Genomic DNA, 21,946 nt, shown 5'->3' on the forward strand with positions numbered 1-21,946 from the left:
CCCGGAACTTACTTGTCCCAGTCGCGAACCGGCGTTTCGCCGCGTTCGCGAAGACCGTCCATATAGGCGGACAGAAACGCCTTGGCCGGCACGCCCTGGGCTTCCAGTTCGGCAGCCCAGTCGCCCGCAATGTCCGGAAGCTTGTTCACCCAGGCGGCGCGTTCCTCCGGCGGCATGACGACGATGGTGACCGGCGGATCCTGCGTCGCCCCGACTTCAACCATCTTGTTGAGCGCGAACTCGTGCCGATCCAGAAGGTCCTGGCCGTGCGCGTCGGTGTAATACTTTCCGGCTTCGATCATGGCGTTCTGGACTTCCTCGGGAAGCGTGTCCCAGGTGTCGCGGTTGATCGCCACGGCGCCCGAGAAGGCCCCGCCCGCATCGAAACGGTTGATATAGGGCGCGACTTCATAAAGCTTTGCCGGCAATGCGCCGAGAGCAAGCGTCAGCACGCCGTCGGACACGCCCGTCTGGATATCGGTGTAGAACGTGGTCAGCGCGCCGTCGACGGCGTTGGCGCCGGTTCCCCGAAGCCAGTTTCCAAGAACGCCCGGGGCTGAAAGCTTCAGCCCGTCGATGCCGTCAATGCCTTCAAGCGGCGTCTTCGTGTAGATGTCGTACATGTCGGTTCCGGTCAGACCGAGAACCTTGAGATTGTACTGTTCCCACTCGTTTTTGAAGGCTTCGTTGTTGTCCAGAAGCTCCTGCATGACCTCGAGCTGCACCGGCGGATTGGCCGTCGAGAAGGGCGCATAGCTCGACGCCTGGCTGAGCGGCAGCTTGGCTGGCTCCAGGAACGAGAAGACCCAGCCGATATCGGTAATGCCCTCCTCGACCGAGGTCAGCGTGGCATTGGCCTTGTAGAGCTGGCCGCCGAAGGCCTCGTTCCAGTCAATTTTGTAATTTCCCTCCTCGGCCAGGATTTCGTCGGTCTTGGCCATGAAATGGGACTTGATCATGCCGACCCATGGAATGACCGTGGGGTGGCTGGAAGCGACCGTCAGGTTGATAGTCTCCTGAGCCGCAAGTGCGCCGGGCATGGCGATCATGCCGGCAGTCATCAGTCCGAACAGAATTCTCATTGGTTTCCTCCCTATGAATTGTTCAGGTTAGTGTGAATTTTTGAGTCGAAAAATCGAGCCGCACAGACAGTGTCCCCTCGTTTATGAGCCAGGGCCTGACGCGAAAGCTGCGCGCGCCGCTGACATGCATCGGATCGCGCTCCGCGATCGCAATGGCGGCCTCCCTGGATTCGGCGCGGACCACGACGAGCCCCTCGCCCTCCCAACTTTCTCCATCGTCGGTCCACAACGGACCGGCCGCAAACATGACGCCTTCGCGCTCCAGCTCCACCTGGAACTTCAAATGCTCTTCTATGTTGGCGAATATCGGCCCAAGGCCGTCGACCGGGCTGGTGAAAATCGCGAAAAGCTGCTTCTGCAGCATGGCGCCGCTTGCAGCCATCACGTCCTTCACCGGAACGGATTTTGGATTGTCGTCTGTGCTCATCTCTCTCCTCCCTCGAGACAAGCCGGATCAGCCGGTCTTACTGCGTTTGAGCTCGTTCCGGATCTCTTCGCCGTGCTGATCGAGCGTTGGCGGCGGCAGGACATCCAGATCCGGCTCGTGATCAAAACTATAGGGTGCGCGCACAGTTGTGGAGTCACCCATCTCAGGATGGTGTGTGCTGACCGCCAGCTTCAGGTGTTTCGCCTGCGGATCTTCCAGCGCCTCGTCGGAATCATAGGCCGGCGAATGCGGCACCTCATGCGCGAGCAGCTTGTCGCACCAGGCGTCGCGCGTGTCGGACTGGAAGATCGGCGTAAAGACTTTAATCAAGTCGTCCTGGTGCTTGATGCGTTCCAGCCGTTCGGAAAAGCGGGGATCCGTCGCCAGCGCCTGCTGGCCGGTCGCTTCAAGCAGACCTTCCCAGAATTTCGTTGGCGACGACATGTGGATGGCGATCCACTTTCCGTCGCTGCATTCGAACGTATAGCTTTGCGAAACGACCGGGCGCGATAGCGGGCCCATGACTTCGCCCACCGAATAATAATGGGTAAAACTGTCGAGATTGAAATGCGCCATGGCCTCGAGCATCGATATGTCGAGCCGCCGGCCTTTGCCGGTTTTTACGCGTTCGAGAAGGGCCGCCATGATTCCGAGCGCCGCATACTGGCCAGTTACGGCGTCGGCGATCGCAGGGCCGATCACCCGCGGATTGGCTGGCGGCGTGAGCAACCGAAGATAGCCGCTTGCGGCCTGGGCGACGGTATCAAAGGCTGGACGATCGCGTGAGGGACCCGACTGACCGAAGCCGGAAATCGCGCAATAGATCAGCTGAGGATTGACCTTGTGAAGATCCTTTTCGCCAACGCCGAGCTTTTCAGCGACGCCAGGCCGGAAGTTCTGAATGAAGACATCGGCTCCGGCAACCAGGTCGAGCAAAACCGCCATATCGTCGGCGTTCTTCGTATCGAGCGCGATCGACCGCTTGTTGCGGTTGTATGTCTGGTAATGCGGCGAATAGAGCCCGCCCTTGAAGGCGCGAAATGGATCGCCGGTTTCCGGCCGCTCGACCTTGATAACGTCGGCGCCGAGATCGGCCAGATGCATCGCCGCTGCGGGACCGGTGATGTAGGTGCCGAGTTCGATGACCCGGATATCCTTGAGAATCTTGACCATGGATTACCCCTGAGCCGATTTCTGCTCTTTCGGATCGCTGGCGCCGGGCCCGTCATAGGTGATCGCAAGGTCGGCCTTGTGCGACATGATGAACCCGATCGGACGCTGTGATTCCTCGTAAAGATGCGCCGAAAGGCCCGCGGCGCGGGCAAGCAGAGGCACGGCTTTGAGCGCGTCGAGCGGCCAGCCGGCGTCGAGGATCGTCGCGGGGATAGCGCCTGAAACGTTGATCGGCAGCGGCCGCTGCATGATGTCCGGCGCATGTTTCGCCAACAAGTACAATGTCTCGATATATTTGCCGCCGATGCCGAGGCCCTTCGCGATTTCGAGCAAGCGATTGGCGCGGGGGTCGCCGGCGCTGTGCTGCGGGTGGCCGAGACCCGGAACCTTTTTGCGCGCCGCTTTCAGGCCCTTCAGGCTTTCAATCGTCGCGGCTTCCAGGTCAACGCCATCCTTTTCAGCCGTCTCGATAATCTCGGCGAGATAGCGCCCGGCGATCTCGGAACTGCCGGCGACAACGCTGCCCATACCCAAGAGTCCTGCGGCCATTGCGCCCTGCCAGGCTTCGGGACCGGAAACAAGCGTCATTCTCGCCGCCTGAACGCTCGGCACCAGCCCGTGTTCTGCGATCGATACAAGGCAGGCGTCCATCATGGCGCGCTGCTCACGGGTCGGACGCGAGCCAAGAACGAGCAACCAAAAGTAGTCGGTGAAGTCGATCTTGCCGATCAGATCGTCGCAGAGATCCAGACCCCTTACCGTGATACTGTCTTCATCGGAAGTTGCAATCGCCGTATATGACTGCTCTTGCTTGCCAATTCGCATTCCATCCCTCATTTTCGCTTAGCGAAATTATTTGCACTTGCCGAAAATTTAATGACCAATTAATCTATCGTCAAGTCACAATGATCCTGCCGCCTCGCGCGCGCCGGTAAAGTTGTGGGGGAAGGAACCGGAGGAGCTGCATGCAGGCCGGCCGCCAGAAGCTGGACGTCGACGCCACGATCGTCGCCGAGGTCGCCTCGGGACACGGTGGACTGCGTGATATAAAGTTGCCAGACGCGACCATGTCCGTACGAGGAGCAACGAACGTGAACGACACCATAACCGATCTGAAATCGGAGGAACGCCCGGCCGAATTCGTGGAAGGCCTGGCCAAGGGACTGGCGGTCCTTGAATCCTTCGACGCAACCCATCCCGAGATGACGTTGAGCGAAGTCGCCCACAGGCTCGGCCTGTCGCCGGCCACAGCGCGACGCAGCCTGATTACCCTGCAGACGCTGGGTTACGTCGGATTGAAGGACAAGCGGTTTCATTTGAGACCGAAGGTCATGACGCTTTCATCGGCCTTCTATTTCTCGGCGCGCATTGACGAGGTGATTCAGCCAAGCCTGAGGGAGCTGGTGAGCCGTTTCGGCGACGCGTCGTCGGTCGCAACGCTCGACGGCGACGACGTAATCTACATCGCGCATTACAGCGTTCAAAGAGCTCGCCGCGCGGCCGCCGTCGTGGGCGCGCGTTACCCGGCCTGCGCAACCTCGCTCGGCCGCGTGCTGCTAGCCGGTCTTTCGGACGAGGCGCTCGACGGTTACATCGCCAATGTCCGGCCACAGCCGCTGACATCCATGACCCTGACCGACACCGCGAAGCTGCGCGAAGAAGTCCTCGCGGTCCGCGAAACCGGATATTCGACAACCATCGACCAGCTTGACTACGGCATTACGGCGCTGGCCGTGCCGATCAGAGATCTCAATGGCAGGACGATCGCCGCGCTCAACACCTCGGGATACACCGGCAAGGTGACGCCGAAATCGCTCGTCAGCGAGCGCTTGCCGGAACTGCGCGAGGCCGCGTCCTACATCGCCCATGAGATCAGCCGCTATCCCGTACTTCAATCGATCATAAGAAGCTGACTGCCACACGGATACAGGGAGGAACACCATGTGCAGACTATGCGACCCAAGGAAGCCGGACTTACCATGCCCGACACGACGAGACTTCATCAAGGTCGGCATGGTGGCCGGCGCGTCGGCCACCGCCGCCAGCCTGGTGGTATCCGGCAACGCGGCGGCGCAGGAGGCAGCCGCTGAAACACTACCCGACGGCATCGGCGAACCGGGCCGCCGCGTCCTGATCAAAGGCGGCGTGGTGCTGTCCATGGACGACGACGTCGGCAACTTCGCAGTCGGAGACGTTCTGATCGAAGGCTCCAGGATCATCGAGGTCGGCGCAAATATCGACGCCGGCGACGCCGCTGTCCTCAACGCCGACGGCAAGATCGTCCTGCCCGGCTTCATCGACACCCATCACCACCAGTTCGAGACGGCGCTGCGCAGCCAGTTGTCCAACGGCATCCTCATCAATGACGGGCGCCCCGCAAACGAACAGAACTACTACGATACGATCCTTCAGAAGTTCTCACTGGTCTACCGGCCGGAGGACGTCTACATCAACGAGCTGTTCGGCTCGATAGCGCAACTCGACGCCGGCGTGACCACGGTCATGGACGTCAGCCAGATCCATCATTCTCCGGAGCATTCAGACGCCGCGATCGAGGCGCTTGGAGACGCCGGCCGCCGCGCCGTTTTCGGTTATTTCGAAGGATGGGGCGACAGAGCCAAATATCCGCAGGACGCCAGGCGCATCAAGGAGCAGTATTTCTCCTCTGACGACCAGTTGCTGACCATGGTCATGGGCGGAGAGATCTATCTGCCGGGATACGAGGAGTCGTGGAAGATCGGCCGCGAACTGGACCTGCCAGTGGCGCTGCACGTCGTCGGCACCTTCGGCATGCAGCCGACTTTCGACGAGCTTGGCGCGGCGGGACAGTTCGGACCGGACAACATCTTCATTCACATGACAGGCATGTCGGAAGACGGGTGGAAACACGCCGCCGACGCCGGCGCGCATGTTTCGCTTGCCGTGCCGATCGAGATGCACATGCGTCACGGTACGCCGCCGATCCAGAAAGCCATTGATATGGGAATGGACATCTCGCTCTCGTCGGACGTCGAATGCACCATGACGGCCGACATGTTCACCCAGATGCGCGGTCTGGTGACGCTGCAGCGCATGGAAGCAAATGCAAAGGCCCTGGCCGGCGAAGACTATCCGGAGCTGATGACCACGCTCGACGCTGTCAAGGCGGCGACCATGGGCGGCGCCAAGGGGCTGAAGCTCGACAGCAAGATCGGCTCGCTCACGCCGGGCAAGGAGGCCGACATCATCCTGCTCGATTCCGAGGCGATCAATGTGGCGCCGCTCAATAATGTTCCCGGCGCCATCGTCACGCTGATGGAGCGCAGCAACGTTGATTCGGTGATCGTCGCCGGCAAGGTGAAGAAATGGAAAGGCCAGCTGCTGGGCTTCGACGTTCCGCGCCTCACGTCGGAGCTGGAGCAGAGCCGCGATTACCTGTTCGAAGCCGCCGGCGTCGAACGCAATCTGTTCGCATAGTTGAAAAACGGGGGCGGGCCGGCCAGGCCCGCTCCCGGCAACGCCCAAGGGAAGGAGCACGAAATTGGCCAAACTTGTCGCCACACTGGCATCGACACACCATCCGTTTTATCTCAAGGCGACCACAATGCCGCCCGAGCAACAAATGCCGGAAGCGCCCGAGTGGAAGCGGAAGGTCGAGGCCTATCGCGAGACGTTGGCCCGCGCTGAACCCGACATCCTCGTGATGGTTGGCTCTGACCATTTTCACCAGATATTCCTTGACAACTGCCCGCAGTTTCTGATCGGCAAGGCGCCGCGGTACGACGCGACCTTTTATAACGAGATTCGTGAATTCGGCATCCCGACCTATGTTCTGGAAGGCGACGAGGACATGTCGCGCTTCATGCATCAGTCGCTGATGGACCAGAATTTCGACTTCGCCTTTTCCAACGAACTGAAGATCGACCATTCGATCATCTGCCCGATCATCACCGTGCGGCCGCAGAACGATCTGCCCGTCGTTCCAATCTACACGAACATCTTCGCTCCGCCCCTGCATTCGCCGAAACGCTTCTATGATCTCGGCCGGGCGATCCGAAAGGCGATCGACGACTACCCGTCGGACCTTCGCGTAGCGGCGATCGGCACCGGACATCTTTCTCTGGAGCTTGGCGGTCCACGCCAGTTCATGGAAACGGGCCCGGACCCGGAGTTCGACCGGCAGGCGATCGAGTGGCTGCGAGCCGGCGATGTCGACGCTATCCTGGAAAACGTAACGCATGAAAGCATGGCGCAGAGCGGCAACGCCACCCACGGCTTCCTGAACTTCATCCTGATGCTCGGCGTGGCCGGCCCCGAAGGCGCCGACTATGTCGATAATCTGGACCTCTTCCATACGATGGAAGCCTATTTCACCTGGTACCCGAAGGAGCAGGCGGCATGAGCAAATATTGGGTCGACAAGTTTCTCTTCACCGTTGACCGTGATCCGGACTATCTGAAGCGCTACACGGAGGATCCCCGGACTTTCGTCGCGACCTGGGAGCAGTCCATCGGACCGAAGCTCAATGACGCCGAGATGTCCACGGTCCACGGTTTTACCGACAAGGAACGCGAAGCGCTGGTCAATCACGACTATGTCGCGCTTTTCGAAATGGGCGCGCATTTCTTTCTCAACCTGACGATCTTCATCGGCATCTACGACGAGCCGTATATGGAAAAGAACGGTCCGCTATCCTTCCAACGCGAATTTGCGAGCAAACTGCAGCACTGGCGCGGCAAGGAATATCCCTCCGTCGAGACCTGATCGGTAAGCGGCGTGTCTGGGCGAGAAAGGCCGGTCGACCAGGACTGGCCTTTCTGTTTTGAAGTATCTGCTTACGCAACCGCCTGCCGCGCCAGAAACGCCGCGACGTCCTGCAATTCCGTCTGCATTACCTCGTGCCCGCCCGGCTGCACGCTGGTTTCGACGGCGCTTCCCTGCGCTTCGAAATAGTCGACCAGCCGGCTTGTCATGTTCCACGGACAGATCGGGTCCTTTTTGCCGGCTGAAATCAGAACATTCAGTCCGGCCAGACGCGCATCGGGCTCCGGCCTCCACGGAATCAGCGGATGCATGAGCGCGGCGGCCTTGAACAGCGCCGGCTCCTGGAAAATCACGGACGCCAGTATATTGGCGCCATTGGAATAGCCGAGACCATAGATCGGCGAATCCGGATGAATTTCCTTCTGGGCGCGCACGAAGCCGGTCATCTTTTCTGTTCGCCGGGCAAGATCCTCCATATCGTATACGCCTTCCCCGGTGCGTCGGAAGAAGCGGTTCGCACCGTCTTCCGAAACATCGCCGCGCGGCGCGATCACGCCTGCGTCGGGAAGCATTTGCCGGACGAGGTCGAAAAACTGGTTCTCGTTCCCCCCGGTGCCGTGAAAGGCGAACACCAGCGGCGCGCCCGGGCGGGGTTCGTGCTTTCGATAGGTGTAGGCGTCGAGAGACATATCCACCTCCATCGGTGAGCAAGGCAGGGCCAAAGCCCTGCCCGCGGGGTTTCAATCAAGCGGCGGCAGATGCGCCTCGATTTTCGCTCGAAGCGGTTCGTAGCGCGTCGGCAGTTTCAGGGCCTCGCCCAGATGCGCCGTATCCTCGTCCCGGTCGAAACCGGGCTCGTTGGTCGCCACCTCGAACAGCACGCCGCCGGGCGTGCGGAAATAGATCGCCCAGAAATAGTCGCGGTCGATCACCGGCGTCACCTGGTATCCGGTGTCGAGCAGCGCCTTGCGAACGTCGAGCTGGGCGGCGCGATCCTCAACCGCGTAGGCGATGTGGTGCACGGAGCCTGCTCCCTGTCGCGCAGCGGGCGCCGAAGGCAGAGCCTCCAGGTCGATCGTATCGGCGCCGTTTCCGCCCGGCAGCACAAAGCGCACGATGCCATCGCGGGTTTCGGTTTCCTCGTATCCCATGAACCGCAGCAATTCTGCTGTCGGACCGATGTCGCGAAGCCGCATCCTTGCGCCGCTGAAGCCGCGGATGGCGCCATCGTCCGGAACGCCTGCGCCGGTCCACTGCGGGCGGGCATCGTCCGGCGCCTCGACCAGCGCGAAGCCCTCGCCGTCCGGTCCCCGGAATCGCAGCCGCTTGGCGCCGAACGCCTCGTCCTCCTCAAGGCCTGCGATGCCGTCGGCGACAAGACGATCTCGCCACCAGGAGAGTGCGCCTTCCGGTATCGCAAAGTCGGTTTCGCCTACCTCGCCCGTTCCGGGCTTGCCCGGCGCAATGTCCGGAAAGGGAAAATACGTCATCACGGAACCCGGCGTGCCGGCCTCGTCGCCATAATAAAGATGATAGACATCCGGAGCGTCGAAATTCACCGTCTTCTTGACCCGTCGCAAACCCAGCGTCCGGGTAAAGAAATCATTGTTTTCACCAGCGTTGCCGGCCATCGAGGTCACATGGTGCAGGCCTCTGATCTGTTTCAGCATCTCGCTATCCTCCAGCCGTCATCAGACGGCGTTTCGATAATCATTGTAAGCGGAATCTGGGACTGGCGCGGCATTTTTAGAATAGCTATAATACCCAAGATATTATTGCTGGAAATGAAATAATAAGCAATGGACGAACTCGGATCAATCCGGACATTTCTCGCCGTGGCGCGGAACCGCAGCTTCGCGGAGGCCGCACGGCAACTGCGCGCGCCTCCAGCTACGGTCACACGGGCGGTCTCGTCGCTCGAAAAGAGCCTGGGAACCCAACTGCTCGTGCGAACCACCCGGCAGGTGTCCCTGACGTCGGCGGGCGCCGCCTATGCAGCCCGCGTCGAGCCTCTGGTGCGGGACATCGACAGCCTGGCCAATGATTTCAGCAGTGGCGCGGAAGCCGATTCCGGTCTGCTGCGCATCAATGCGCCGATGTCGCTGGGATTGAAACTGCTGCCGCCGATATTGTCCGGCTTTCGCGCGCAACATCCGCGCATCGAACTGTCGGTGAGCCTGTCTGATGAATTCGTCGATATCGTCGGCGCGGATTTTGATCTGGCGATCCGCATATCGGAACCGCCGACCGACAAGTCCACGATCTGGCGCAGGATCTGCCCGGTCGAACGTATTCTGGTGACAGCGTCAGGGTCTACAGACGCGAGCGCCGAAACCCCGGAAAATCTCGACCCGCTGCAGTGCTACGCCTTCAGCGCCGCCGGACGCGACGAGACTTGGCTGCTTGGAAGAAACGGGCAGACCCGCAGCGTACGCGCAGGCGGCCAGTTGAGCGCCAACAGCGGCGACCTTCTTGCGCAGCTCGTGGAAAGCGACGGCGGCGCCGCGCTCCTGCCGCGTTTCATCGTGGAGGACGCCATTGCGAGCGGGCGCCTTGTCCAGATCCTTGCAGACTGGACGCCGCCTCTCCTTTGGCTTTCACTCTACTATCCGCCCTACGAGAAATTGCCGCCGCGTGTAGCGGGGTTTTCCGATTACTTCGAGGAATACGTAACCGTCACGTCGCCCGTCAGCCCGGCGAATACCGTATCGTAGTTTCCCTGGCGTCTGGTGTGGCCGTCAACTCGCGAGGGATTCCCGATAGGCTTTGGGAGTCACGCCGGTCCGCTTGCGGAACGCGCGGCTGAAATAGGAAGGGTCTTCAAAGCCGACGCTGAAACCCACCTCGGCGATCGACATCCGTGTATAGGCGAGCATTCTGCGCGCTTCGCGAAACCCCACATCCTCGATAAAACGCTGCGGACTCACCCCGAAATGTGCGCGGCACAGCCTGATCAGGTGATTGGGCGACAATCCTACTTCCCGCGCATAGTCGGACACACGCCAACCCCGCGTATCCTCATTGCGCACAAGCAGTTCGAAACGCTGTATGCGCGCGTCGCTGCCAGCGCCGGGCGCCGGGCCGGCCTCCGTGGGCGCCAAACGGGCGACGACACAGGCGATCTGCCGGCTCATTGCCCTGAGCATAGGCGCGCGCAATTGCCGATGTCCGGTAAATTCGGAATGAACCGCCCGGAACATGTCGACGATGCTCCTGTCGGCGTTTGCCTTGAAGAAGCCGGCAAGCGCGGAAGACCCAAGCGGAAGCCGCTCCTGCGCATCGGCAAGCTCAAAGACGGGAATGGTCAGCACATAACCCTTGATCCCGGGTTCGAAAGAAAAACTGTGCACGGCGCCGGCAGGCACATTGAGAACGCTTCCCTGCCGCAACTCATAGGTTTCGCCGTCCAGATGACAGCGACCGTCGCCCGCCATGATCAGGAAAAATTGATGGAGGCGGCCATGGCGGTGGGGTGTGATTCTCCAGCCATGCGCCGGCGCCCGATCCTTGAGAAGCTCGCAATGAAGAACGTCTGGAAAATCCGTTTCTTCGCCGTAAAGCTCGAAATCCGGAACGAAACCTGTGCGTCCGGTTCTCGTGGTCTCGGCGGGAGGAACAATCTGATTCATGGTGAAATAATGCTATTTTTTGCAGGATGCGTCCATTCCAATTTTTGCGTCCGCCATCATGATTGGGCAAATTCAGGGTCAGGGAGGAAACGCAATGCGCACCCAGGTTTGCATTATCGGCGGCGGGCCATCCGGCATGTTGCTCGGACAACTGCTTCACAAAGCAGGCATCGACACTATCGTTCTGGAACGCACAACGAAGGAACACGTTCTGTCCCGCATTCGCGCCGGCGTGCTCGAACGGGGCTTCGTGGACCTGATGCGGCAGGCCGGCGTCGGTGAACGCATGGACCGCGAAGGCCTCCCGCATGACGGCGCAATCATTTCTTTCGACCAAGACGAGATCCGCATCGATTTCGATGCGCTGACCGGCGCGCATGTGCTTGTATACGGTCAGACGGAACTGACGCGGGACCTCTACGAGGCGCGCGAAAGCGAGGGCCTGCCGATCATCTACCAGACTGACGAGGTCACGATCCACGACGCAGACACGGACTCCGCCTATGTGACATACGCGACTCCGGATGGCGAAAAGCATCGCATCGACTGCGACTACATTGCCGGCTGCGACGGCTTCCATGGCGTCAGTCGAAAGACCGTGCCCAGCAATGTCCGTCGCGAATACGAAAAGACCTATCCGTTCGGCTGGCTCGGCATTCTGGCGCATACGCCGCCGGTCCATGACGAACTGATCTATGCGACATCGGAACGCGGCTTTGCGCTCTGCTCCATGCGCAGCCACACGCTCAGTCGCTACTACGTTCAGGTTCCCCTGACTGACACCCCGGAAGAGTGGTCGGACGACGATTTCTGGTCGGAGCTGAGGCGGCGGATACCGCCGCAAGCCGCTGATCGTCTGGTCACCGGCCCATCGATCGAGAAATCGATCGCGCCGCTGCGATCCTTCGTATCGGAGCCGATGCGCTGGGGACGGCTGTTCCTGTGCGGCGACGCCGCGCATATCGTGCCGCCAACCGGCGCGAAGGGTCTGAACACCGCAGCCTCCGATATTCACTACCTCTACGAAGCGCTGGTCGCCGCCATCATCGAAAAGGACGCCTCCGGCCTCGATCATTATTCGGAAAAGGCCCTGGCGCGGATCTGGAAAGCCGAGCGGTTCAGTTGGTGGATGACGACGCTGCTGCACCATTTCCCGGATGACGGCGCATTTGAACAGCGAATGCGGAGAGCCGAGTTCGAGTTCCTGGGCGAAAACCGCCACGCCCAGGCGGCTCTCGCGACCAATTACGTCGGTCTGCCGTTCTGAACCTGTTCAAGCGGCGTCGACATCGATTATCGCCGTCCCCTCAAAGCAGATTGTTCGGCAGCCACAGCGTCAGCGCCGGAAACAGGAACAGGATCGCCATCACGAAAGCCTCTGCGAGCAGAAACCAGCTCACGCCGCGGAAGATGACGGTCAGGCCGATTTCAGGCGGCGCCACTGATTTGGCTGCGAACACGTTCAGGCCAACCGGCGGCGTGACGAGCCCGATCTCGATGAACTTGACGATGATGATGCCCATCCAGATCAAGTCGAAGCCGAGGCGTTCGAAGGCCGGCAGTAAAACGGCGACGGACAAGAGCATGACGCCGAACGGATCGAGCACCATGCCGAGCAGCAGGAACAGCACGGAGGATGCGAGGATCAGCAAAAGCGGCGATACGGACCAGGTCTGCACGAGATCGGCGAGCGCGTTCGGCAGGCCTGTCAAAGCCATGGTCCGGGTCAGCATGAAGGCGCCCGCGGCGACAAACAGAATGGCGGCCGTCTGGCGCGCCGCCTCGGCAAGCGCCAGGGCAAGTTCACGCCAGTTGAATCCGGGCTGGAAAAAAGCCAGCGCGATGGCGGCCAGCGCGCCCACGGCGCCCGCTTCGCTCGGCGAAAAATATCCGCCGTAGATTCCGCCCAGAATGACGATCGCTATGACGGGAAACGTCGCAACGCTCCATCCCACGGTCTCATCCGTCGCCGTTTCCGAGCGCGGCGCGAGATCCGGATTGAACCGGCAGCGCAGATAGATCATTGCGCCATAGGCGAATGCGGTCAGAAGTCCGGGCACAATGCCTGCGAAGAACAGTTTCGCGACGGAGACCTCCGCCAGTATTCCATAGACGATCAGCGGTATTGACGGCGGAATGAGAGCGGCAAGCGTGCCGGCGCAGGCCGTCGTCGCGGTCGCGAGGCCGGGATCGTATCCGGCGCGCAGCATCTGCGGGATGGCCATGCGGCCAAGCGCCACCGTCGTCGCAAGGCTTGAACCCGACGCCGCGCCAAATCCTGCGCCGGCGAAATTCGTGGCGATTGCAAGCCCGCCCGGCAGTCGCCGCAGGCTTCTTTCCGCCAGTATGATCAGGCCATCGGCCATGCCCGACCGGGTGATGATCGTGCCCATGGCGAGAAACAGGGGCACCGCTGCAAATTCCCAGCTCGCCGTAAACTCGTACGGAACCCGGCTCATCAGGCTGATCGCAGCTGTCGCAGGCAACAGCGCAAACGCGCCTCCGAACGCGGCGAGACCCAAAGAAAGCCCGACCGGAACGCGCAGGAAGATCATCAAAAGGGCGGCGACCAGAACCGTCCCGCCTGTCTCAAACGGACCCATTGTCTGCCTTTCCAAACAGGCGGACCAGAGCCGCGACAGCAAGAAGCACAAAACCGGCGGTGACAATCGCCTTTCCCGGCCAGAGCGGAATGACGAGAGAGCCGGCTTCGATGCGCTGGCCGATGTCGAAGGCCCGCATTGCATGACTGGCGGTCAGCCAGGCCAGCGCCGCGGCGCAAATCGCCATGAGCAGTTGAGCGGCCCGGTCCAGGAACATTACAGCGGTTTGCGGCAGGAAATTACCGACGAGATCGACCCGGATTTCCTCCCGGTTCAGATGCGTGGCCGACAGCGCTGCGAAAACGACGAAAGGCATATAGAGCCCGGCGACAACCTCCAGGGTTCCGTCAAGCGGTCGCGCTGCGAGATTGAGCAGCAGGATATCAGCGCCGAGATGGATCATCATCGCAACCAGGGCTGCGACGGCGAGCCACTGACCGGCTTGCGCCGCCCATCTACCGATCCGGTTCATGACGCTCCTCAAACAGGAGTGCGCAGCCCGCCGCATCGGAAGCCTTTACCGCGAAGCCGCTCGCGACCGGAACAGTCGTCACACCGGCTTTCGCGATCACAGCTTTCGCCATGTCGAGATCTGCCACCAGGACACGCATGGCCTTGATGCCGGAACTCTCGCTTTCGATCAACTCAGCCGGCAGGACAGCCCCGATCTCGTCCTTGCTCAAAAGCCGCAGGGCCGGCCCGTCAGGCAGCAAGAGCCGGTCGCCCTCACGCTGAGCCTGCCAGTGCTCGACATAATGCGCGGCGGCGGCTTCAGGATCATCGACGACCACATAGACTTCATCGAATGACAGGGCGCTGTTCGGATGTTCGATGAATTCCTGCCGGATGTAATGCTGCGCGGTCTTGTGAAGGCAATAGTTCCAGTAGACCGGCGCCTGACCAAGTTCCGGGATCGCGACAGTAAAGGCCGGCGTGACGACCGAACCGTCTGGAAGCGTCCAGTCGCGTTGCAGATCGAAAACCGGACCTATCTTTATTCCCTCCGCGATGAGGCGCGCATGAACCGCGTGGGCGTCATCGACCGACAGCACCGTCGAAACCGGACCGTACTCTCTAAGCAGTTGCGGCATGGGCGGCGGCGAGATCGCGGGGTTCTCCAGAGCCATCAACTCGATATAGTTGCACACGCCGCGTTCGTGAGGCGTATCACCGAAGCAGATCAGGCGGTTAGACAGGCCCGGCAAATCGCTCTTCGGTGTTGCAATAAAACCCAACCTTTCGAAAACGGTCCCGGCTTCCTCGCTGTCAGCGACGTGAATCATCAGGTGGTCAATGGCCAGTATCTTGTCAGTCATCAGCTTGATCCCTTTCTTCGGCCAGCACAAGGCCGAGTGAAGACAGCACTACGCTCGCGTTTTCCGGAACAGGAGACAGCGACATCACGATCCGGCCGCTGCTGTCGGTCCGCGCCGATACGATGTCGGCTGCTGGCAACGCCTCACGAACCGCGCGTACGGCGGCGTCCCTGCGCAAGGCGACCTTGTCGATCTTGCCCACCGCTGTCAGCGGCATGGCGGCAAGCACATGAACAGCCTTCGGATGCGCCGCCCGCTCTGCGATCATGGTCACCGCGCGGGCGAGCAGATCGGACGGGTCGACGGATTTTCCGGGCGCCGCGGTGACGTAGCACACCGGCAATTCACCCACCCTTTTGTCGGGACGACCGACCGCGGCGACCGCAGACACGTCGTCGAGCGCGCCGAACGCCTCCTCGATGGTCGCGGGGTCGATGTTATGACCGCCGCGCAGGATCATGTCCTTCGCCCGTCCTGTAATGAACAGATAGCCGTCCTCGTCGAAATATCCGACATCGCCGGTATTGAGCCAGCGCCCGTCGCCGAGACCCGGCGCGGTTTCAAGGCCATCCGTGTCGCGTCCGAGATAGCCGGCGAACAGCCCGGGCGAGCGGCCCATGATCACACCGGCCTCGCCTGCTTTTGCCGGGCCAGCCCCTGGCGTCAGGGAGACAATTCCCAGTTCGCAATAAGGCAGCCTGACGCCAACCGAGCCCGGACGGCTTTCGCCGAGCGCCGGCATAAACGTAAGGACGAGGCTCGCTTCGGTCAGCCCCCAGGCCTCCTTCACGGCAATTCCCGTCGTTTCGGTAAATCTGCGATGCGTCGCGGCGGGAAGCGGCGCCGCGGAAGACACCCAGTGCCGCACGTTCGGCGGCGCAGGCGGTTTGAACAGGTCGATCGCAGCGATTGCGACCGTCGGCGGTCCGAACAGGATATCGGCGCCCTCGCGCCTGGCGATCTCCCACAGCCCTTCGATCATCGCCCGGTCGCGATAGCCGGCGCGGCCAAGCTGAACGACGCTGGCTCCGGCGGCGAATGGCGCCAGTCCGCCGAAGATCAGGCCGCCGACATGAAACAGCGGCATCCCGCACAGGATGACGTCCCCGTCGCGCATATCCCCGCCCCAACCGGCAAGAAAGGCCATATAGGCGAGATTGGCGTGGGTTAGGCGGGCGATTTTCGGAAGGCCTGTCGTGCCGCCGGTATGAAAATAGGCGGCGACATCAGAGGGTTCGGGCATGGGCGGCGGCGCCGACTCCTTGCCTTCAATCCACTCTTCCAGACGGCCCTCGCCTTCCTCTTCACCACAGAGAATAATCTCAAGGTCAGGCAACGCCGCGCTGATGGCGCCCAATTTTTCCGCCACGCCCTGTTTGCCGGAGCGCCCCTCGGCAAGCAGAATGCGAGCGCCGGTGCTTTCCAGCATCCCGATGATCGCGCCTGGCTCCAGAAACGGATTGATCGGCAGATAGATCCCGGCCCACATCGCCGCATAGCCGAGCGGCAAGGCTTCGGGCAGCGCCGGCAGCAGGCTTGCCACGACCGGTTTCTCCGGTGCGGAAGCAAAGGCGGCGGCATAGCGTTGTGTGCGTATCGCAATATCCGAAAAGCTCTGGTTTATGGGCGGGCCGTCGGGGGTCGCTAGAAAACGGTGGGCGAGCGCCGCCCCCTGCGCTTTACCGATATTCAGCACGATGTCGGGAACGGTCGAGCCTTGCAGCCAATGCTCAAGGGGTTCGCGTTCGACGCACGCTACCGATTCCGGACCATCAAAAACAGGTTTGTCGGTCATGCGTCCGGCGCCACGATAACCTTGCCAAAGACCTTGCGGTCGCGAAGCATGGCGACGCCTTTGGCGGCGCGCGAAAGCGGCAGAGTCTTGTCTATAACCGGGTCAAGCTTGCCTTCCGCGACCAGATCGAGACAGGCGACGATTTCTTCTTCAGTAAATCCTGTGGAGCCGAGAATGTCCATTTCCGACATGAATATGAAACGCAAGTCGGTCTTCGGATCGAAGCCGGCGGTCGCGCCGCAGGTCAGCAGTCGTCCGCCGCGCTTGACGGAGCGCAGCGATTGCGGCCAGGTTTCACCGCCGGTGAAATTCACCACGACATCGAACCCGCCGCCGCGAAACAGGGATCCCGTGGTGCGTCGCGTATAGGCGTCGACCGGCTCCGCTGAATAATCATAGGCTTCGTCGGCGCCCAGCTCGATCAGCCGTTTGCACTTGTCTTCTGATCCAGCGGCCGCCGTCACAGTCATGCCCAGCATTTTTGCGATGAGAACACAGGCCGTTCCTACGCCGCCGCTGGCGCCCAGTATCAGAATGGATTCGCCCGCCGCCGCCCGGCCGCGCGTGACCAGCATGCGATAGGCGGTGGCGTAGGCGACCGGCAGCGAAGCCGCCTGAGCGTCGCTGACACCGTCAGGTATGGGGATCAATTGCTCCACTCGCGCGGTGACGTATTCGGCAAGCGCTCCGGGTCGCGTCTCGCCCATCATTTCGAAATGACCCGACTTGTCGTCGATATGGGCGGGATTGACGAGCACCCTCTGGCCGACCGCCCAATCGCAAGCATCGCCGTTGATCTCGACGATTTCGGCGGCGCAATCCCCGCCCGTTATCATCGGAAAGGGAACCTTGATGCCTGGCATGCCGCGCAGCGTAAAGACGTCGAGATAGTTCAGCGAGGCCGCCTTCATGCGAAGCAACGCCCATCCCGGCGCCGGAACCGGTGTTTCGATGTCGCCGTATTTCAGAGCATCGATATCGCCGTGCTGCTCGAAATATAATGCCTTCATGCCTTCTTCTCCATTGCAGAAAGGGCGAATGCGACATGCGCCTCTACCCCGTCGATGAGCGGAACCTGCGACGTCCTTGGCAAGAGCAGGGGCAATTCCGTACAGGCGAGCGCAACCGCCTGTGCTCCGCGACCTGCAAGGTGATCGACCGCTTCATCGAAGATCCCGCCCCCTGTCTCCGAGAGAGATCCCCTCGTCAGTTCTCCCTGGATCATCGCATTGACGCGCGTCGCCAGCTTGGGCTCCGGCAGAAGCGCCTCAATCCCGTTCGCCGCCAGCCGCCCAGCCACATGACCGGATTCCAGCGTATAGGTCGTGCCAAGCATTCCGACCCGGTCCAGCTTTCGGTCACGACAGACTTGTGCAAGCGCGTCGCCGACATCGATCAAAGGGATCGAAATCGCGTCGCGCACCACGTCGACTGCAAAATGCGCCGTGAAAGCGGTCAGCAGGACACAGCCGGCGCCGGCGGCCTCAAGCTGGCTCGCCGCCTCGGCTATCCGGCTGGAGACCGCGTCGCTATCGCCTCTCTCCATCGCCGCGACGAGCGGGGCGAATGGCAGCGTCACGACTATGCTCGCGGTGTTTTCGAGACTGCCGTGGCGCGCCTCGGACATTTCGTTGAGCATGCGATAGTAGAGGGCGGTAGAGCGCCAGCTCATCCCGCCCACCAGACCAACCGGACGCATTCGATTTGTGACCGATCAGAAGTCGTATTTCGAGAAGATGCGATCGTTTGCGATCTTGATGAACGCTTCCCTGTCGCCTTCGAACTCCGGCAGGAGTTCGTCGTGCCAGACACGGAAGACCTCGACGACCTGGTCGATCAGTTCATCGGCATTTTCGATGCCCCGGGATTCAGCCACTTCCTTCAACGCGGCCGCTTCCCCGGCGTAGAACGCCGCCCAGGCTTCTGCGAGCGCCTCGTCGCCAGGACTGAAGGTCACCTTACCGGCCAGCGATTCCTTGACCGCAGCGTCAGAGTCGACATAGGCGCCGGTCACATAGTCCCAGAGCGTGGCGGGCATCAGATCGACTATCTTCTGACGAACTTCTTCCGGGATAGACTCCCACGATCCGGCGTTGAAGGCCAGCGGCACGGCGCCCGAGATGATGCCCTGCGGCATTTCGATGACAGACTTGATCGTGTCATCGAGGCCATAACTGCGAATCCAGGCGGTTCCGATGAGCGCACAGTCCGTGGCGCCGAGTTGCAGGCCTGAAAGGATGTCGGAAATCGACGTGCGCACCGGCGTCATGCCAATCGACGTCGCCCAGCGCATCTCGGGACGCCCGATCGTCGCAACCTTCAGCCCGGCCAGGTCGTCCATCGACGAGACCTCGGTCGTGCATTGCATCGTCAGCGGCGTGGCGGACTGGATCAGGGCCGGAACGACGCCAATCTTGCGAAAGTCCTCGCGGCACTGTTCACAGACCACGAAGAAAGCTTCGTTCAAGGCGCCCATCGTTGCGTAGGGGTCGATCCCCAGTCCGGTTACTTCGGACATGAGAGAGGCGGCCGGAAGTTCAGCCGGATGAAACTGGGTAATAAAGAAACCGCTGTCGACGACGCCGTCGGCAATACTCTGCAGCGCGCCGGGAATGGACACCAATTGCCCGCCCAGCACCGGCGTGAAGGTTACGTCGCCTTCGGTTGCCTCGGAAATCTTGTCCAGCAGCGGAAGTACGCCCGCCCTGTTGGCCGATGAGCGTTCGGGCACGCCGGAACCATACGTCAGCGTCTCGGCGAATACGGGTGAAGCCGCCAGGCCCAATGCCAGTGCAACACCAATTCTCTTCATGAATTTCGACATCAACGCCTCTCCTTTTCAGCGATCGTTCGCCGCCGAATGGAAAGATGGACTGGACTCGAAAAATTGTCAACTATGTTGACGATTTTTTATGCGCGTCGCCGTCGCCAGGCGGATGAACGTCCGGTGGCGGCGTCCGCCGACGTGGCGGCGCGCAGCAATAAATCGCGGAGAACTTCCCGTTCCGCCTCCGACAGTTCACTAAAATAGGCGGCTTCCGCCTCCTGCAAGGCTTCGATACCGACCGAAAGCAGGCGGCGTCCTTCTTCGGTTGCATGAACGAGCCGCGCCAGTCCGCCCTCAACTGTGCGCCATTCGACGAAGCCCATCTTTTCAAATGCGGCGACAAGCTTGCTCATGGCCTGTTTTGAAATGCCGGCGTTCTCGGCCATGCGGGTAATACTGTCCCCTTCAATACGCATGGTCCGCAGGACATGGGTATGCGCGGCGGTGATATCGGGATAACCGGCTGCATGGAGATAACTCAGCGCATGCCGGTCGAAGCCGACGTGCACTTCATCCAGAAGGCGACCGAGATTGCGTCGCCGCATGTCTTCCAGAATTGCATCATCCAGAATATTCTTTTGCGGCTGCGTCTTGCTCATTCCATACCTTTACCTGCTTCACAGTCCGTGTACGCCGACCTCGGCTAATCCTCGACCAGAGCGGCGAGAACCTGTGTTGCAATGGGTATCAGCCTGTCGTTGAAATCATAGGCGGGATTGTGCACCATCGCAGTGTGTTCGTCGTCGCGCTGCCCCAGGAGGACATAGGCGCCGGGTCGCTCATTCAGCATGTAGGCGAAATCCTCGGCTGCAAGCAATGGCTGGAATGCATCGTCGAGCGTGTCAGGACCAAGAGCCTTGTTGACGGCCTGGCGCAGGTTCTCCGCGCAGGCTGGATCGTTGACCAGCACTGGATACCCGTGATGATAGTCGATTTCAGCGTTCACGTTGCGCGCGCCCGCCACGCCCGAACAGACGCGCCGCAGCCCCTCTTCCAGCGATTTGCGCACCGCCTGATCAAGCGTTCGCACCGTGCCGCCGAGCCAACCGTCCTCGGGAATGACGTTGTGCGTTGTGCCGGAATGGATTTCGGTCACGCTCAGGACCGCTGCCGCATGCGGATCCGTTTCGCGCGATATCAGACCCTGCAGCGCCATGGTCGCCTCCGCCGTTGCAAGCACAGCGTCCCGCGACATATGCGGCATCGCCGCATGTCCACCCTTGCCGCGGAACGTCACCTTGAACTCATCCTGCGAGGCCATGGAAGGTCCGGCTTTCACCACCGCTTTGCCAAGCGGCAATAGCGGCATGTTGTGAAACCCATAGACGGCGCCGCAAGGAAAGCGATCGAACAGGCCTTCCTCAACCATCACCCGTCCGCCGCCGAGTCCCTCCTCGGCCGGCTGGAAAATCAACACGACAGTACCGCGAAACTGCTGTCGTGAGGCGAGATGCTCGGCCAGGGCAAGCAAAATGGTCGTGTGGCCGTCATGGCCGCAACCATGAAACATGCCCTCGGTTTTGGAAGCCCAGGCTCGTCCGCTCGCCTCCTGCATTGGCAGGGCGTCCATGTCCGCCCTTATGCCGATGGCAGGCCCGTCGCCATTCTGCATGACGCCGACGACGCCCGTTCCGGCAAGCCCCGTCGTTACCGTCCATCCGAGTTCCGAAAGCCTCCCGGCGACAAGAGCAGATGTTCTCTGCTCGTTGAACCCGATCTCCGGCCAGCGATGCAGGTCACGACGAAGCTCAACCAGCCGCTCAGTGTCCGCCGCAATTTCGGTATTCATCCGCAATCTCCAGAATCGTAAACATAGTTGACAACTTTCAACGCTCTTGAGTGCACGCTGTCAACGTTTTGATGTCGTCTCGACCTGCAAAGCCGGCCGGACTCACTCCTTGAGCATTCCGTCGCCTCTGCATCTCATGGCTACAAAAGTTGATCTGGAACTGAACCAGCCCGTATATGTTTTGCATTGCACATTTTCTTCGCATGCGCAAAATATAGGCATGACGATCCGCATGCCTTCCGTCCTGGTCATCGATGACAATTCGGTCCGCGAGATCAGCGATGTGGCGCAAAGCCTGATCGTTGCCGCCGATCTGCTCGGAGACGGAGGCCTGACATGACCGCGACCGATATCACCGCCGCTTTCCTGCCGCTTACCGACAGCGTCATTCTCGTTGCCGCGCGTGAATGCGGCTTCGCGGAGGAAGAGGGAAACCTCCTGGGCGAATGTGCGCGACCGCATGGCGATCGGCCAGTTCGAGGCGGCGCATCTGCTTGCGCCGATGCCAATCGCCTTCGCGCTTTAACTGTCTGACGCCGACGCCATTCATGAAGTCCCCGCA

22 protein-coding genes and 1 pseudogene are annotated in these 21,946 nt (G+C 61.1%); 7 read left to right on the forward strand and 16 right to left on the reverse strand.

Annotated features, from left to right (window positions below):
• Positions 1-8: 8 nt before the first annotated feature.
• From K1W69_RS23840 to K1W69_RS23855, 4 genes are read right to left on the reverse strand one after another with little or no spacing between them, the layout of a single operon-like run.
• Positions 9-1,082, reverse strand: coding sequence for a C4-dicarboxylate TRAP transporter substrate-binding protein (locus K1W69_RS23840; RefSeq protein WP_220230955.1), 1,074 nt, complete (start codon positions 1,080-1,082; stop codon positions 9-11).
• 22 nt (positions 1,083-1,104) lie between these two features.
• Positions 1,105-1,509 (reverse strand): YciI family protein, encoded by a 405-nt coding sequence (locus K1W69_RS23845; protein ID WP_220230956.1) that lies wholly within the window; start codon positions 1,507-1,509, stop codon positions 1,105-1,107.
• Positions 1,510-1,536: 27 nt separating this feature from the next.
• Positions 1,537-2,682, reverse strand: coding sequence for a CaiB/BaiF CoA transferase family protein (locus tag K1W69_RS23850; RefSeq protein ID WP_220230957.1), 1,146 nt, complete (start codon positions 2,680-2,682; stop codon positions 1,537-1,539).
• Positions 2,683-2,685: 3 nt separating this feature from the next.
• Positions 2,686-3,507 (reverse strand): citryl-CoA lyase, encoded by an 822-nt coding sequence (locus K1W69_RS23855; protein WP_220230958.1) that lies wholly within the window; start codon positions 3,505-3,507, stop codon positions 2,686-2,688.
• A gap of 140 nt (positions 3,508-3,647) precedes the next feature.
• Between K1W69_RS23855 and K1W69_RS23860 the strand changes: the two genes are divergently transcribed.
• The 4 genes from K1W69_RS23860 (at position 3,648) to K1W69_RS23875 (ending at position 7,425) form a co-directional block, all read left to right on the forward strand.
• Positions 3,648-4,595 (forward strand): IclR family transcriptional regulator domain-containing protein, encoded by a 948-nt coding sequence (locus K1W69_RS23860; RefSeq protein ID WP_258571313.1) that lies wholly within the window; start codon positions 3,648-3,650, stop codon positions 4,593-4,595.
• 28 nt (positions 4,596-4,623) lie between these two features.
• Positions 4,624-6,138, forward strand: a complete 1,515-nt coding sequence (locus tag K1W69_RS23865; RefSeq protein WP_258571314.1) for an amidohydrolase family protein — start codon at positions 4,624-4,626, stop codon at positions 6,136-6,138.
• 64 nt (positions 6,139-6,202) lie between these two features.
• On the forward strand, positions 6,203-7,063 hold the full coding sequence (locus K1W69_RS23870) for a DODA-type extradiol aromatic ring-opening family dioxygenase (RefSeq protein WP_220230959.1): 861 nt from the start codon (positions 6,203-6,205) through the stop codon (positions 7,061-7,063).
• Positions 7,060-7,425 carry a hypothetical protein gene (locus K1W69_RS23875; RefSeq protein WP_220230960.1) on the forward strand — a complete coding sequence of 122 codons (366 nt, stop codon included), beginning with the start codon at positions 7,060-7,062 and terminating at the stop codon, positions 7,423-7,425. Before K1W69_RS23870 ends, K1W69_RS23875 begins: the two co-directional genes overlap by 4 nt.
• Before the next feature lie 71 nt (positions 7,426-7,496).
• Here the strand turns inward: K1W69_RS23875 and K1W69_RS23880 are convergent, their stop codons facing one another.
• Both K1W69_RS23880 and K1W69_RS23885 read right to left on the reverse strand, forming a co-directional pair.
• Positions 7,497-8,114 carry an alpha/beta hydrolase gene (locus tag K1W69_RS23880; RefSeq protein WP_220230961.1) on the reverse strand — a complete coding sequence of 206 codons (618 nt, stop codon included), beginning with the start codon at positions 8,112-8,114 and terminating at the stop codon, positions 7,497-7,499.
• A gap of 51 nt (positions 8,115-8,165) precedes the next feature.
• Positions 8,166-9,095: a VOC family protein gene (locus tag K1W69_RS23885; RefSeq protein ID WP_220230962.1), complete on the reverse strand. Its 930-nt coding sequence runs from the start codon at positions 9,093-9,095 to the stop codon at positions 8,166-8,168.
• A 129-nt stretch (positions 9,096-9,224) separates the two neighbouring features.
• Between K1W69_RS23885 and K1W69_RS23890 the strand changes: the two genes are divergently transcribed.
• The gene (locus tag K1W69_RS23890) at positions 9,225-10,139 is read left to right on the forward strand and encodes a LysR family transcriptional regulator (protein ID WP_220230963.1); all 915 of its coding nucleotides are present in this window, start codon (positions 9,225-9,227) and stop codon (positions 10,137-10,139) included.
• Between the two features lie 24 nt (positions 10,140-10,163).
• Here K1W69_RS23890 and K1W69_RS23895 read toward each other — a convergent pair whose 3' ends face one another.
• The gene (locus K1W69_RS23895) at positions 10,164-11,054 is read right to left on the reverse strand and encodes a helix-turn-helix domain-containing protein (RefSeq protein ID WP_220230964.1); all 891 of its coding nucleotides are present in this window, start codon (positions 11,052-11,054) and stop codon (positions 10,164-10,166) included.
• A 94-nt stretch (positions 11,055-11,148) separates the two neighbouring features.
• On the opposite strand from K1W69_RS23895, the gene pobA reads away from it, so the two are divergent.
• Positions 11,149-12,321: a 4-hydroxybenzoate 3-monooxygenase gene (pobA, locus tag K1W69_RS23900; RefSeq protein ID WP_220230965.1), complete on the forward strand. Its 1,173-nt coding sequence runs from the start codon at positions 11,149-11,151 to the stop codon at positions 12,319-12,321.
• A 40-nt stretch (positions 12,322-12,361) separates the two neighbouring features.
• Here pobA and K1W69_RS23905 read toward each other — a convergent pair whose 3' ends face one another.
• The 9 genes from K1W69_RS23905 to K1W69_RS23945 all read right to left on the reverse strand — a co-directional run bounded on the left by K1W69_RS23905 (position 12,362) and on the right by K1W69_RS23945 (position 21,384).
• Entirely contained in the window at positions 12,362-13,657 is a 1,296-nt protein-coding gene (locus tag K1W69_RS23905) for a TRAP transporter large permease (RefSeq protein ID WP_220230966.1), read from the reverse strand.
• Entirely contained in the window at positions 13,644-14,129 is a 486-nt protein-coding gene (locus tag K1W69_RS23910) for a TRAP transporter small permease (RefSeq protein WP_220230967.1), read from the reverse strand. The genes K1W69_RS23905 and K1W69_RS23910 overlap by 14 nt, the downstream gene beginning before the upstream one ends.
• Positions 14,113-14,973: a VOC family protein gene (locus tag K1W69_RS23915; RefSeq protein WP_220230968.1), complete on the reverse strand. Its 861-nt coding sequence runs from the start codon at positions 14,971-14,973 to the stop codon at positions 14,113-14,115. Before K1W69_RS23915 ends, K1W69_RS23910 begins: the two co-directional genes overlap by 17 nt.
• Positions 14,966-16,768 carry an AMP-binding protein gene (locus tag K1W69_RS23920; protein ID WP_220230969.1) on the reverse strand — a complete coding sequence of 601 codons (1,803 nt, stop codon included), beginning with the start codon at positions 16,766-16,768 and terminating at the stop codon, positions 14,966-14,968. Before K1W69_RS23920 ends, K1W69_RS23915 begins: the two co-directional genes overlap by 8 nt.
• Positions 16,765-17,778: a zinc-binding dehydrogenase gene (locus tag K1W69_RS23925; RefSeq protein ID WP_220230970.1), complete on the reverse strand. Its 1,014-nt coding sequence runs from the start codon at positions 17,776-17,778 to the stop codon at positions 16,765-16,767. Before K1W69_RS23925 ends, K1W69_RS23920 begins: the two co-directional genes overlap by 4 nt.
• Positions 17,775-18,467, reverse strand: coding sequence for an aspartate/glutamate racemase family protein (locus K1W69_RS23930; protein ID WP_258571315.1), 693 nt, complete (start codon positions 18,465-18,467; stop codon positions 17,775-17,777). Before K1W69_RS23930 ends, K1W69_RS23925 begins: the two co-directional genes overlap by 4 nt.
• A 15-nt stretch (positions 18,468-18,482) precedes the next feature.
• Positions 18,483-19,592: a type 2 periplasmic-binding domain-containing protein gene (locus K1W69_RS23935; RefSeq protein ID WP_220230972.1), complete on the reverse strand. Its 1,110-nt coding sequence runs from the start codon at positions 19,590-19,592 to the stop codon at positions 18,483-18,485.
• 86 nt (positions 19,593-19,678) lie between these two features.
• Positions 19,679-20,194 (reverse strand): MarR family winged helix-turn-helix transcriptional regulator, encoded by a 516-nt coding sequence (locus K1W69_RS23940; protein ID WP_220230973.1) that lies wholly within the window; start codon positions 20,192-20,194, stop codon positions 19,679-19,681.
• Positions 20,195-20,238: 44 nt separating this feature from the next.
• Positions 20,239-21,384, reverse strand: a complete 1,146-nt coding sequence (locus K1W69_RS23945; protein WP_220230974.1) for a M20 aminoacylase family protein — start codon at positions 21,382-21,384, stop codon at positions 20,239-20,241.
• Between the two features lie 336 nt (positions 21,385-21,720).
• On the opposite strand from K1W69_RS23945, the pseudogene K1W69_RS23950 reads away from it, so the two are divergent.
• Positions 21,721-21,898: pseudogene (locus tag K1W69_RS23950) on the forward strand (ABC transporter substrate-binding protein); the annotation flags it as partial.
• Positions 21,899-21,946 lie beyond the last annotated feature (48 nt).

Origin of the sequence: Flavimaribacter sediminis (assembly GCF_019492055.1) — a bacterium.
Classification (GTDB): Bacteria; Pseudomonadota; Alphaproteobacteria; order Rhizobiales; family Rhizobiaceae; genus Flavimaribacter; species Flavimaribacter sediminis.